Origin of the sequence: Ramlibacter pinisoli, from assembly GCF_009758015.1 — a bacterium.
Lineage (GTDB): Bacteria > Pseudomonadota > Gammaproteobacteria > Burkholderiales > Burkholderiaceae_C > Ramlibacter > Ramlibacter pinisoli.
Genome location: NZ_WSEL01000011.1, coordinates 133,864 through 145,827, shown reverse-complemented (window position 1 = coordinate 145,827; position 11,964 = coordinate 133,864). Strand labels below are relative to the sequence as shown.

Annotated in this window: 8 protein-coding genes; 7 read left to right on the top strand and 1 reads right to left on the bottom strand. The window is 74.6% G+C overall.

Annotated elements, in window-relative coordinates:
- Nucleotides 1-102: 102 nt before the first annotated feature.
- The 7 genes from glnE (at nucleotide 103) to GON04_RS25820 (ending at nucleotide 11,482) form a co-directional block, all read left to right on the top strand.
- Nucleotides 103-2,820 carry a bifunctional [glutamate--ammonia ligase]-adenylyl-L-tyrosine phosphorylase/[glutamate--ammonia-ligase] adenylyltransferase gene (glnE, locus tag GON04_RS25850; RefSeq protein WP_232533365.1) on the top strand — a complete coding sequence of 906 codons (2,718 nt, stop codon included), beginning with the start codon at nucleotides 103-105 and terminating at the stop codon, nucleotides 2,818-2,820.
- A gap of 104 nt (nucleotides 2,821-2,924) precedes the next feature.
- Entirely contained in the window at nucleotides 2,925-3,170 is a 246-nt protein-coding gene (locus tag GON04_RS25845) for an acyl carrier protein (protein ID WP_157400996.1), read from the top strand.
- Complete coding sequence (locus GON04_RS25840; RefSeq protein WP_157400995.1) at nucleotides 3,167-4,411, top strand: beta-ketoacyl-[acyl-carrier-protein] synthase family protein; 1,245 nt, start codon at nucleotides 3,167-3,169, stop codon at nucleotides 4,409-4,411. The genes GON04_RS25845 and GON04_RS25840 overlap by 4 nt, the downstream gene beginning before the upstream one ends.
- Nucleotides 4,412-4,479: 68 nt before the next feature.
- Nucleotides 4,480-5,574 (top strand): SDR family oxidoreductase, encoded by a 1,095-nt coding sequence (locus GON04_RS25835; protein ID WP_157400994.1) that lies wholly within the window; start codon nucleotides 4,480-4,482, stop codon nucleotides 5,572-5,574.
- Between the two features lie 151 nt (nucleotides 5,575-5,725).
- On the top strand, nucleotides 5,726-7,168 hold the full coding sequence (locus GON04_RS25830; protein ID WP_157400993.1) for an efflux transporter outer membrane subunit: 1,443 nt from the start codon (nucleotides 5,726-5,728) through the stop codon (nucleotides 7,166-7,168).
- On the top strand, nucleotides 7,165-8,337 hold the full coding sequence (locus tag GON04_RS25825; RefSeq protein ID WP_157400992.1) for an efflux RND transporter periplasmic adaptor subunit: 1,173 nt from the start codon (nucleotides 7,165-7,167) through the stop codon (nucleotides 8,335-8,337). The genes GON04_RS25830 and GON04_RS25825 overlap by 4 nt, the downstream gene beginning before the upstream one ends.
- Before the next feature lie 10 nt (nucleotides 8,338-8,347).
- Entirely contained in the window at nucleotides 8,348-11,482 is a 3,135-nt protein-coding gene (locus tag GON04_RS25820) for an efflux RND transporter permease subunit (protein WP_157401122.1), read from the top strand.
- On the opposite strand, the gene GON04_RS25815 is transcribed toward GON04_RS25820, so the two are convergent.
- On the bottom strand, nucleotides 11,479-11,943 hold the full coding sequence (locus tag GON04_RS25815; RefSeq protein ID WP_338051061.1) for a carboxymuconolactone decarboxylase family protein: 465 nt from the start codon (nucleotides 11,941-11,943) through the stop codon (nucleotides 11,479-11,481). The genes GON04_RS25820 and GON04_RS25815 overlap by 4 nt on opposite strands.
- Between the last annotated feature and the right edge of the window lie 21 nt (nucleotides 11,944-11,964).

Here is an 11,964-nt window from a genome sequence, read left to right as displayed (position 1 = left end):
AAAGACGACGATGTGGCAGGAATTATGAGCGCCGGCTCCGGCACCGCCCCGGAGCCGGGCAGCCCGGTCCTGCCGGGCGCAGGACGGCTGGTGCAAGGTGAGATGGCCCCGCCGGCCGCGGGTTCCGCCCATTCCCGCTTCGTGCAACGGATCCGGCGCCGCTACGCGCAGGAGCTGGCCCTGCTGCCGCCGGGCGTGCCCGGCCGCGAGGCCCTGCGGTCCACCTGCGAGGCCCTGCGCCAACGCGGCCACCCGCTCGGCGACGCGCTGCGCATCCTGCGCCAGCTGGTGCTGGAGCGGCTGGCGCGCCTCGACTGCGAGGAGCACGCCTCGCTGCGCGCGGTCACCCTGGCGGTGACCCACCTGGCCGAATTCACCCTCGACGCCGCCTGCCGGCAGGCGCTGGCCGACCTCGACGCGGTGCACGGCGAGCCGCGCGGGGCCGACGGCCGGCGCGCCCAGCTGTGGATCGTCGGCATGGGCAAGCTGGGGGCCCGCGAACTCAACGTGTCGAGCGACATCGACCTGGTGTACGTGTACGACCAGGACGGCGAGACCGACGGCGTCGACGGCCGCGGCCGCATCAGCCACCAGGAGTACTTCGCCAAGGCGGTCAAGGCCGTCTACGGCCTGATCGGCGACACCACCGAGCACGGCTTCGTGTTCCGGGTCGACCTGGCGTTGCGCCCGAACGGCAACTCGGGACCGCCGGCGGTCTCGCTGGATGCGCTGGAGGAGTATTTCGTCGTCCAGGGCCGCGAGTGGGAGCGCTTCGCCTGGCTCAAGAGCCGGGTGGTGGCGCCGCGCGGCGCCATCGAGGACGGCTCGGCCCAGGCGCTGCGCGCCGTGGTGCTGCCGTTCGTGTTCCGCCGCTACCTGGACTACAGCGTGTTCGACTCGCTGCGGGTGCTGCACCGCCAGATCCGCGAGCATGCCGCCCGGCGCAGTGCCGGCCGCCCCGGGCGCGCCAACGACGTCAAGCTGTCGCGCGGCGGCATCCGCGAGATCGAATTCATCGTGCAGCTGCTGCAGGTGGTGCGCGGCGGCCAGTTCCCCGAACTGCGCACCCGCCCGACGCTGGACGCGCTGGAACGGGTCGCAGCCGCCGGCCTGATGCCGGCGGCCACCGCCCAGGGGCTGGCGCACGCCTACGAGTTCCTGCGCCGGGTCGAGCACCGCATCCAGTACCTGGACGACCGCCAGACGCACGTGCTGCCGCTGGGCTGCGGCCAGGACGGCGAGGAGGGCGAGCGCGACCTCAACTGGATCGCCCGCAGCATGGGCTACCCGGACGGCTGCCCGTTCCTGCACGAGCTGGACAGCCAACGCGAGTTCGTGGCCCAGGAATTCGACACCCTGCTGGGCGGCACCCAGTCCGAATGCCGCGGCTGCGCCGGGCCGCGCGGTCGCGCCCAGCCGCCCACCCTGGACGAGCTGTGCGAACGGCTGCCGGCGCCGGTGCGCGAGCGCATCGAGCGCTGGCGCGACCACCCGCGCGTGCTGGCGCTGCGCGAGGACGCCCGCCACCGCCTCGGCCGGCTGGTGGCACGCACCGCCGACTGGCTGCTCGAGGGCCGGGTCTCGGAAGAGGCGGCGCTGCGCATGGCCGACTGGCTGGAGCCGCTGCTGCGGCGCGAGAGCTACCTGGCCCTGCTGCTGGAGCGGCCCAACGTGCACGAGCGGCTGCTGCGCCTGCTGGGCGCGGCCAAGTGGCCGGCGCGCTACCTGCTGCGCCACCCGGGCGTCATCGACGAGCTGGCCAGCAACGCCATGGTGTCCGAGCGCTTCGACGCCGCCGCCTTCGCCCAGGACCTGCAGGACCGGTGCGCGGCCCTGCGCCGCACCGGCGAGGACGACGACGAGGCCCTGCTCAACCTGCTGCGCCGCGCCCACCACGCCGAGGTGTTCCGCACCCTGGCGCGCGACATCGAGGGGCGCCTGACCGTCGAGCAGGTGGCCGACGAGCTGAGCGCGCTGGCCGACGCCGTGCTGCGCGTCACGGCGCTGTGGTGCTGGGAGCGGCTGAGGGCGCGCCACCGCGACACGCCGAGCTTCGCCATCATCGGCTACGGCAAGCTGGGCGGCAAGGAACTGGGCTACGGCAGCGACCTCGACATCGTGTTCGTGTTCGAGGACGAGGACGAGCGCGCCCCCGAGATCTACGGCGCCTTCGTGCGCAAGCTGATCAACTGGCTGACCACCAAGACCGGCGAGGGCGACCTGTACGAGATCGACACCGCGCTGCGCCCGAACGGCAGCTCGGGCCTGCTGGTCACCACCTTCGCCGCCTACGCCAAGTACCAGGAAGGCCGCGGCAGCAACACCGCCTGGACCTGGGAACACCAGGCCATGACGCGGGCGCGCTTCGTGCTCGGTGAGGCGGCGCTGGCCGGCCGCTTCGACGCCGTGCGCGAAGCCGTCATCGCCGCCCCGCGCGACGTCGGCCGGCTGCGCGAGGAGATCGTGGCGATGCGCCAGCGGGTGCGCGCCGCGCATCCGATCAAGCCCGGCTGGTTCGACGTCAAGCACAGCCCGGGGGGCATGGTCGACGCCGAGTTTGCGGTCCAGTACCTGGTGCTGTCCTGTGCGGCCGCCCATCCCGAGCTGGTGCCCAACGTGGGCAACATCGCGCTGCTGCAACGGGCCGAGGCGGCCGGCCTGCTGCCCCCGGGCGTCGGCGACGCCGCCGCCCGTGCCTACCGCGAACTGCGACGGGTCCAGCACCAGGCGCGCCTGGACGAGGCCGCCACCCAGGTCGCCGTGCTGTCGACAGAACGCGACGCCGTGCTGGCGTTGTGGCGGCACCTCTTCACGTCCTGACCCCATCCGTCGGCCCGGTCGGGCCGCGTTCAGGTTTCTGCAAGCCCATCCGCTAGACTTTACAGTCGAGTTACAAAAGTTTTCTTTTCGGCAGGGCTTCCCGCATGGCTACATCCACTTTCGACCGCTTGGCGGCCCTCGTCGCCCAACAGCACGCGGTCGACCCCACCGCCCTGACCCCGGCCACCGGCCTGGCCGACGCCGGCCTCGATTCGCTGGCCGTGGCCGAACTGCTGTTCACCATCGAGGACACCTTCGGCGTGAACCTGGGCGACATGGACGTCACCGACGTGCCGGCCACCGTCGGCGAGGTGGTCGCCCTGATCGACAGCAAGCTGGCGCCGGCATGACCGGCGCCGACGCCGAGGCCTGGATCACCGGCATCGGCATCCTGGGTCCGCAGGGCTGCGGCTGGGACGCCGTGGTGCGCGGGCTGCAGCAGCCGACGCCGCTGTTCCAGCCGGTCCCGCCGGCCTGGCAGGCCGAGCCCGGCGTGCCGGCCGCGTGGACGGCGCCGCTGGCCGCCGACGCCGAGGCGGCGCTGCAGCCGTTCGACACCGCCAGCGCCGACCGCGCCTGCGCGATGGCGCTGGCCGCCGCCGACCAGGCCTGGCGCCAGGCCGGCGCCGAGCCGCAGCCGCGCCGCGGCGGCGTCTGGTGGGGCACCGGCATGGGCGGCGCGCAGAGCACCGAACAGAGCTACCGCCGCTTCCTGCTCGAGCGCGCCGCGCTGCGGCCGATGACGGTGCCGCGCATCATGGCCAGCTCGCCGGCGGCGCAGATCGCCACCCGGCACGGCCTGCGCGGCCCCAACCTCACCTATGCGATCGCCTGCGCCTCGGCCGCCACCGCCATCGGCGAGGCGCTGCTCGCGCTGCGCGTCGGCCGCGTCGACCTCGCCATCGCCGGTGGCAGCGAATCGATGCTGCAGGCCGGCGTGCTGGCCGGCTGGCAGGGCCTGCGCGTGCTGTCGACGCTGCGCCAGGCCGAGACCGCCGCGCAGGCCTGCCGGCCGTTCGGCGCCGGCCGCAGCGGCCTGGTGCTCGGCGAAGGCGCCGCCGCACTGGTGCTGGAGCGGCCCGCCAGCGCGCGCGCCCGCGGCGCCCGCCCGCTCGCCATCCTGGCCGGCTACGGCAGCAACTGCGACGCCGCGCCCTCGCTGGTGCACCCCCAGGCCGACGGCGAGGCCGACGCCATGCGGCAGGCGCTGGCCGATGCCGGCGCCCCGGCCGACGCCGTCGGGCTGGTCAACGCGCACGGCACCGGCACCGACGCCGGCGACGTCGCCGAGGCCGAGGCCCTGGCGGCGGTGTTCGGCACCGGCCGGGCGGCCCCGGCGGTCTGCGCCACCAAGTCGCACCACGGCCACCTGCTGGGGGCCGCCGGCGCGATGGAAGCGGTGGTGAGCATCGCCAGCCTGGTCCACCAGCTGGTGCCCGCCACCCTGGGCGCCGAGCCGCGCGACCCGCGCTGCGCCCACCTGCAGCTGGCCGCGCAGCCCACCGGCCGCCCGCTCGACTGGGTGCTGTCCAACTCGTTCGCTTTCGGCGGCGCCAACGTCTCGCTCCTGTTCGGCCGCGCGCCGGCCTGAGCGCGCCGCCGGCCGCTGCCGCCCATCCCGTTTCCTTCTTCCTCCACTGTTGTTCTTCTGGTGACCGCATGCGACTGCTGCTGACGGGTGCGACCGGTTTCGTCGGGGGTGCGGTCGCGGCCGCACTGGCCGGCCGGGACCTGCTCGCGTCCACCGTGTTCCTGGTGCGCGCCGCCACCCCGGCCGAGGGCGCCCGCCGGGTGAGCGCCAACCTGGCCCGCTTCGGCGTCGAGACCGCCATCACGCCCGACCAGGTGGTGCTGGGCGACCTCACCGAGCCGCAGGCGTTCGCCGCCGCGCCCGGCCTCGACGGCCTGACCCAGGTGATCCACTGCGCGGCGCTGGCGACCTTCTCGACCAACCCGGCCATCTGGGCCCACAACGTCGACGGCACGCTGGCGCTGGCGCGGGCCGTGCACGCCCGCTCGCCGGGCCTGCGCCGCTGGGTGCAGGTCGGCACCGCGATGTGCTGCGGCCCCGGGCTGCCCTCGCCGGTGGCCGAGTCGTGGGAGGCCGGCCGCGACGAGGAGGCCCACCTGGTGCCCTACACGCGCTCCAAGATCGCGGCCGAACTGGCGCTGCGCGAGCTGCCCGGCTTCCCGCTGGTGGTGGCCCGGCCGTCCATCGTGGTCGGCCACAGCCGCCTGGGCTGCGCGCCCTCGCCCAGCATCTTCTGGGTGCTGCGCATGGCGTTCGCGCTCGAGCGCTTCACTTGCTCGCCGGCCGAGCGGATCGACATCATCCCGTCCGACTGGTGCGGCGAGGCGCTGGTGTCGCTGGCGCTGGCGCCGCGGCTGGCGCACGACCTGTACCACCTGTCGGCCGGCGGCCGCTCGAACCGCTTCGACGAGATCGACGTCGCCTACGCGCAGGCCAGCGGCCGCGAACCGGTGCTGCCGCGCTACCAGCAGGTCGCCGTGGACGAGCTGCGCAGCCTGGTGCCGCTGTTCGAGCAGCGCCTGGGCCGGGTCAACCGGCTGCTGATCCTGCGCGCCCTGACGCTGTACGGCGCCTTCGCCCAGCTCAACTACGTGTTCGACAACCAGCGCCTGCTGGCCGAGGGCGTTCCGCCGCCACCGCCGTTCGCCGACTACCTCGCGGCCTGCGTGCGCAGCAGCGAGCACGTGCCGATGACCGAGCAGATGGCGGCCGACTTCAAGTAGCGCGGCGGGCGGGCGCGGGCTCCCGCCCGGCGTTCGGTCCCGGCTGGCGCGCGTGATGTAATCCCTCGGCTCCGGCCGGCGCGAGGCGCGCCCCGCGTCCCCCGGCCGCAGGCCCGGCGGCGGCGTGCCGCCGGCCCAGGAACCGATCCCGATGACCCGCTCCGCCCGCTCCGCGCTGCGGCCCGCCCTGCTGCTCGGGCCGGTGCTGCTGGCCGCCTGCGCCGCCGCGCCGCCGCTGACGCCGCCCCGCGCGCTGGCCGAGCTGGCCCCGGCCGGCTGGCAGGCGCCGTTGCCGCACGCCGGCGAACCGGCCGCGATCGCCCGCTGGTGGCAGGGCTGGGACGATCCGGTGCTGGCCCGGGTGGTCGATGCCGCCCAGGCCGCCAGCCCCACGGTGGCGCAGGCGCGCACCCGCATCGCCCAGGCCCGGGCCGAGCGCATCGGCGCCGGCGCGGCGCTGCTGCCGCGCGTCGACGGCATCGCCTCGGCCAGCCGGGCGATCACCAGCCCGCTCTTCCCCAGCCCGGCGACCACGCTGCAGGCCGGCCTGCAGGCCAGCTGGGAACTCGACCTGTTCGGCGGCCTGGCCCAGGGCCGCACCGCCACCGACGCCCGCCTGCTCGGCGCCCAGGCCGGCTGGCACGAGGCGCGGGTCAGCGTCGCCGCCGAGGCGGCAGGCAGCTACATCGCCGTGCGCACCTGCGACGCCCTGGCGGCGGTGACGCGCGACGACGCCGGCTCGCGCGCCGAGACCGCCCGCCTGACCCGGCTGGCGGCCAATGCCGGCTTCCAGGCCCCGGCCGACGCCGCGCTGGCCGACGCCAGTGCCGCCGACGGCGCGGTGCGGCTGGCGCAGCAGGACGCCCAGTGCGCGCGCGACCGCCACGCCCTGGCCGCGCTCACGGCGATCGACGAGCCCACCCTGCGCCAGCTGCTCGCCACGGCGCCCGGCGAACTGCCGGCCCCGCCCGCCATCGAGGCCGTGCCGGCGCGCCTGCTGGCCCAGCGCCCCGACCTCTACACGGCCGAGCGCGACGTGGTGGCCGCTGCCGCCGATGTCGGCCAGGCCGATGCGCAGCGCTACCCGCGCGTGACGCTGGGCGGCTCGGTGACGCGGGTGCGCTTTTCCTTCCTCGGCACCGACAGCACGCTGAACACCTGGTCGGCCGGACCGCTGGCGCTGTCGCTGCCGCTGTTCGACGGCGGCGTGATCGGCGCCAACATGGATGCCGCCCGGGCGCGCTACGACGAGGCGGTGAGCGTCTACCAGGCCCGCCTGCGGCAGGCAGTGCGCGAAGTCGAGTCGGCGCTGGTCGACCTGGACAGCACCCGCCAGCGCGAGAGCGACGCCGCCCGCGCCGTCGAGGGCTTCCGCATCTCGTTCATCGCCGCCGAGGCACGCTGGCGCAGCGGCCTGGGCAGCCTGATCGATCTGGAGCTGCAGCGCCGCACGCTGCTCACCGCCCAGAGTTCCTGGGTGACGCTGCAGCAGGAACGCGCCGCCGCCCTGGTGGCGCTGTACCGCGCCACCGGCGGCGGCTGGTCGCGCGAGGACGTCGCGGCCGCGGCCCCCACCACCCCGGAGACCCGATGACCCGCCTCGCCCCGTCCTGGACCCGCCGCCTCGCCGCCGGCCTGGCCCTGCCGGCCACCCTGCTGGCCGCCTGCGGCGACGGCGGCGGTGCCACCGGCGGCCCGGCACTCGCGGCCTCGGCCGCACGGCCGGCACTGACCGTGGCCACGGCCACTCCCGAGCGGGTGACGCTGCCCGTCACGCTGGCCGCCAACGGCAACATCGCCGCCTGGCAGGAGGCCAGCATCGGCGCCGAGACCAACGGCCAGCGCCTGACCGAGGTGCTGGCCGGCGTCGGCGACACGGTGAAGAAGGGCCAGGTGCTGGCCACCTTCTCCACCGCCACCCTGGGCGCCGAGGCGGCGCAGACGCGCGCCGCGCTGGCCGAGGCCGAGGCGGCGGCCGCCGATGCCGCCGCCAATGCGCAGCGCGCGCGCACGCTGGAGGAGACCGGCGCCCTGTCGGCCTCGCAGATCAACCAGTACCTCACCGCCGCCAAGACCGCGCAGGCCCGGGTCGAGGCGGCGCGCTCCACCGTCGAGGCGCAACAGGCGCGGCTGGCGCAGAGCAAGGTGCTGGCGCCGGACGACGGCGTGATCTCGGCCCGCACCGCCACCGTCGGCGCGGTCGTCGCCGCCGGCACCGAGCTGTTCCGACTGATCCGGCAGGGCCGGCTCGAGTGGCGCGCCGAAGTCACCTCCAGCGAGCTGGGCCGCATCACGCCCGGCACCCTGGCGCACGTGACGGCGGCCAGCGGGGCGCGGCTGGAAGGCCGGGTGCGCACGCTGGGCGCGGCGGTCGATCCGCAGACCCGCGCGGCCCTGGTGTACGTCGACCTGCGGCCGCTGCCCGGGCCGGCGGCCGGCAGTGCCCGCGCCGGCATGTACGCGCGCGGCGAGTTCCAGCTCGGCAGCACGCAGGCGCTGACGGTGCCGCAGGCGGCGGTGGTGGTGCGCGAGGGCTTCAGCTACGTGATGCGCGTGCAGCCCGACAACCGGGTGGCGCAGCTGAAGGTGCGCACCGGCCGGCTGGTGGGCAACCGGGTCGAGATCCTGGAGGGCCTGCCGGCCGACGCCCGGGTGGTCGCCGCCGGCGGCAGCTTCCTCAACGACGGCGACCTGGTGCGGCTGGCGCAGCCCGGCGCGCCGGCGGCAGCCGCGCCGGCCTCCGCCGCCTCGACGGTCAAATGAGCCAGCCATGCTGAACGTCTCGTCGTGGACGATCCGCAACCCGATCCCGTCGGTGCTGCTGTTCATGCTGCTCACCTTCGCCGGCCTGCTCGGGTTCCGGCTGATGAAGGTGCAGAACTTCCCCGACATCGACCTGCCCACGGTGAGCGTCAGCGCCTCGCTGCCGGGCGCCTCGCCGTCCCAGCTGGAGACCGACGTCGCGCGCAAGGTCGAGAACGCCATCGCCAGCGTGCAGGGCCTCAAGCACATCACCACCCGGGTCACCGACGGCGGCGTCTCGATCACGGCCGAGTTCCGGCTGGAAAAGCCGGTGCAGGAAGCGGTCGACGACGTGCGCTCGGCGGTGCAGCGGGTGCGCGCCGAGATGCCGTCGGACCTGCGCGACCCGGTGGTGACCAAGCTCGACCTGGCCGGCCAGCCGGTGCTGGCCTACACCGTCGCCTCCAGCAAGCTCGACGAAGAGGCGCTGTCCTGGTTCGTCGACAACGAGATCTCGCGCCGGCTGCTGGCCGTCAAGGGCGTGGGCGCGGTCAACCGGGTCGGGGGCGTCACGCGCGAGATCCGCGTCGCCCTCGACCCGCGCCAGATGCAGGCGCTCGGCGTCACGGCGGCCGAGGTGTCGCGCCAGCTCGGCCAGGTGCAGGTGGAAAGCGCCGGCGGCCGCACCGACCTGGGCGGCAGCGAGCAGCCGGTGCGCACGCTGGCGACCGTGCGCAGCGCGGCCGAGATCGCCGCCATCGAACTGTCGCTGCCCGGCGCGACCAGCAACGGCGACGTGCGGCGGGTGCGCCTGGACCAGGTGGCCCAGGTGAGCGACACGGTGGCCGAGCCGCGCGCCGCCGCCCTGCTCGACGGCAAGCCGGTGGTCGGCTTCGAGGTCTCGCGCAGCCGCGGCGAGAGCGAGGTGGCGGTGGGCGCCGGGGTGCGGCGCGCCCTGGCCGAGCTGCAGGCGCAGCGGCCCGACCTGCAGCTGACCCAGGCGTTCGACTTCGTGACCCCGGTGCAGGAGGAGTACGAGGGCTCGCTGCACCTGCTGTACGAAGGGGCGGCGCTGGCGGTGATCGTGGTCTGGCTGTTCCTGCGCGACTGGCGCGCCACCTTCGTCTCGGCGGTGGCCCTGCCGATGTCGGTCATCCCGGCCTTCCTGGGCATGTACCTGCTGGGCTTCTCGATCAACGTGGTCACGCTGCTGGCGCTGTCGCTGGTGGTCGGCATCCTGGTCGACGACGCGATCGTCGAGGTCGAGAACATCGTGCGCCACCTGCGCATGGGCAAGCGCCCGTTCGAGGCCGCGATGGAGGCGGCCGACGAGATCGGGCTGGCGGTGATCGCCACCACCTTCACCCTCATCGCCGTGTTCCTGCCGACCGCCTTCATGAGCGGCATTGCCGGCAAGTTCTTCAAGCAGTTCGGCTGGACCGCCGCGCTGGCCGTCTTCGCCTCGCTGGTGGTGGCGCGCATGCTGACGCCGATGATGGCCGCCTACCTGCTGCGGCCGATCGCGCACCCCGGGCGCGATCCGGCCTGGCTCACCACCTACATGCGCTGGGTGGCCTGGTGCACCCACCACCGCCTGGTCACGCTGATCGCCGCCACCCTGTTCTTCTTCGGCTCGATCGCCCTGGTGCCGCTGCTGCCGACCGGCTTCATCCCGCCGGACGACAACTCGCAGACCCAGGTGAACCTGGAACTGCCCCCCGGCAGCACGCTGGCGCAGACCCGCCAGTCGGCCGAGCACGCGCGCCAGCTGCTGGCGACGCACATCCCCGAGGTGCGCAGCGTCTACACCACCATCGGCGCCGGCACGGCCGGGGCCGATCCGTTCGCGCCCCAGGGTGCGGCCGAGACCCGGCGCGCCACCCTCACCGTGCTGCTGGCCGAACGCGGCACCCGGGAGCGCAAGCAGGCGGTGGAGAACCGCATCCGCCAGGCCCTGACCGAGCTGCCGGGCGTGCGCTCGCGGGTCGGGCTGGGCGGTTCGGGCGAGAAGTACGTGCTGGTGCTGACCGGCGAGGACCCGCAGGCGCTGCAGACCACGGCGCTGGCGGTGCAGAAGGACCTGCGCACCATCCCCGGGCTGGGCGAGGTGTCGTCCTCGGCCAGCCTGATCCGGCCGGAGATCGCGGTGCGGCCCGACTTCGCCCGCGCCGCCGACCTGGGCGTGACCAGCGCCGCCATCGGCCAGACGCTGCGCATCGCCACGCTGGGCGACTACGACGTGTCCCTGCCCAAGCTGAACCTCTCGCAGCGCCAGGTGCCGATCGTGGTTCGGCTGGCCGACGAGGCGCGCCAGGACCTGTCGATGCTGGAACGGCTGGCGGTGCCCGGCAGCCGCGGCCCGGTGATGCTCGGCCAGGTGGCGACGCTGGAGCTGGCCGGCGGGCCGGCGGTGATCGACCGCTACGACCGCTCGCGCAACATCAACTTCGAGGTCGAGCTGTCCGGCCTGCCGCTGGGCGAGGTGACCAAGGCGGTGCAGGCCCTGCCGTCGCTGCGCAACCTGCCGGCCGGCGTGAAGGTGGCGGAGGTCGGCGACGCCGAGGTGATGGGCGAGCTGTTCGCCAGCTTCGGGCTGGCCATGCTGACCGGCGTGCTGTGCATCTACGTCGTGCTGGTGCTGCTGTTCAAGGACTTCCTGCACCCGGTGACCATCCTGGCCGCGCTGCCGCTGTCGCTGGGCGGCGCCTTCGTCGGCCTGCTGGTGGCGCAGAAGAGCTTCTCGATGCCGTCGCTGATCGGGCTGATCATGCTGATGGGCATCGCGACCAAGAATTCCATCCTGCTGGTGGAGTACGCCATCGTCGCCCGCGAGCACGGCATGAGCCGCTGGGACGCGCTGATGGACGCCTGCCACAAGCGGGCCCGGCCCATCATCATGACCACCATCGCCATGGGCGCCGGCATGCTGCCGATCGCCGTCGGCTTCGGCACCGCCGACCCGAGCTTCCGCTCGCCGATGGCGATCGCGGTGATCGGCGGCCTGATCACGTCGACGGTGCTCAGCCTGCTGGTGATCCCGGTGGTGTTCACCTACGTCAACGACGTGGAGCACTTCGTCCGCCGCCAGCTGCAGCGGCTGCACCGGCGGCATCCGCCGCCGGCAGCGACGCCGGCGCCGCTGGCCGACGCGGCGCCGCGCGACTAGCCGCGCACCGCCAGCGGCCGGCGCGCCACCGGCAGCCGCATCGCCACGCCCAGCCGGTTCCAGGCGTTGATCTGGGCGAGCGAGAAGGTCAGGTCGGCGATCTCGGCGTCGCTGAAGTGCGGCCGCAGCGCATCGAAGCTGGCCTGCGGCGCGTGGCTGTCGGCCAGCAGCGTCAGGTCCTCGGCCCATTGCAGCGCGGCGCGCTCGCGCGGGGTGTACAGCGGCAGCTCGCGCCAGGCCGGCAGGCCCAGCAGGCGCTGCAGCTCCTCGCCGGCCGCCAGCGCCTCGCGCGTGTGCATGTCGAGGCAGTACGCGCAGCCATTGAGCTGCGACACGCGCACGTGCAGCAGGGCCTGCAGGGCCTTGCCGAGCGGCGAGCGCTGCAGCACCTCGCTGACGCCGAGCATGGCGCGGAAGGCGTCGGGGGCGAGCTGGGTGTGGGGGAGGCGGGCAGTGTCCACGGAGCGTCCTTTCAAAGTGGT

What these genes read in the sequence shown, in the direction of transcription:
- glnE (WP_232533365.1), top strand. Translation starts at nt 103, where the DNA reads ATGGCCCCGCCGGCCGCGGGTTCCGCCCATTCCCGCTTCGTGCAACGG.
- GON04_RS25830 (WP_157400993.1), top strand. Translation starts at nt 5,726, where the DNA reads ATGACCCGCTCCGCCCGCTCCGCGCTGCGGCCCGCCCTGCTGCTCGGG.
- GON04_RS25840 (WP_157400995.1), top strand. Translation starts at nt 3,167, where the DNA reads ATGACCGGCGCCGACGCCGAGGCCTGGATCACCGGCATCGGCATCCTG.
- GON04_RS25845 (WP_157400996.1), top strand. Translation starts at nt 2,925, where the DNA reads ATGGCTACATCCACTTTCGACCGCTTGGCGGCCCTCGTCGCCCAACAG.
- GON04_RS25835 (WP_157400994.1), top strand. Translation starts at nt 4,480, where the DNA reads ATGCGACTGCTGCTGACGGGTGCGACCGGTTTCGTCGGGGGTGCGGTC.
- GON04_RS25825 (WP_157400992.1), top strand. Translation starts at nt 7,165, where the DNA reads ATGACCCGCCTCGCCCCGTCCTGGACCCGCCGCCTCGCCGCCGGCCTG.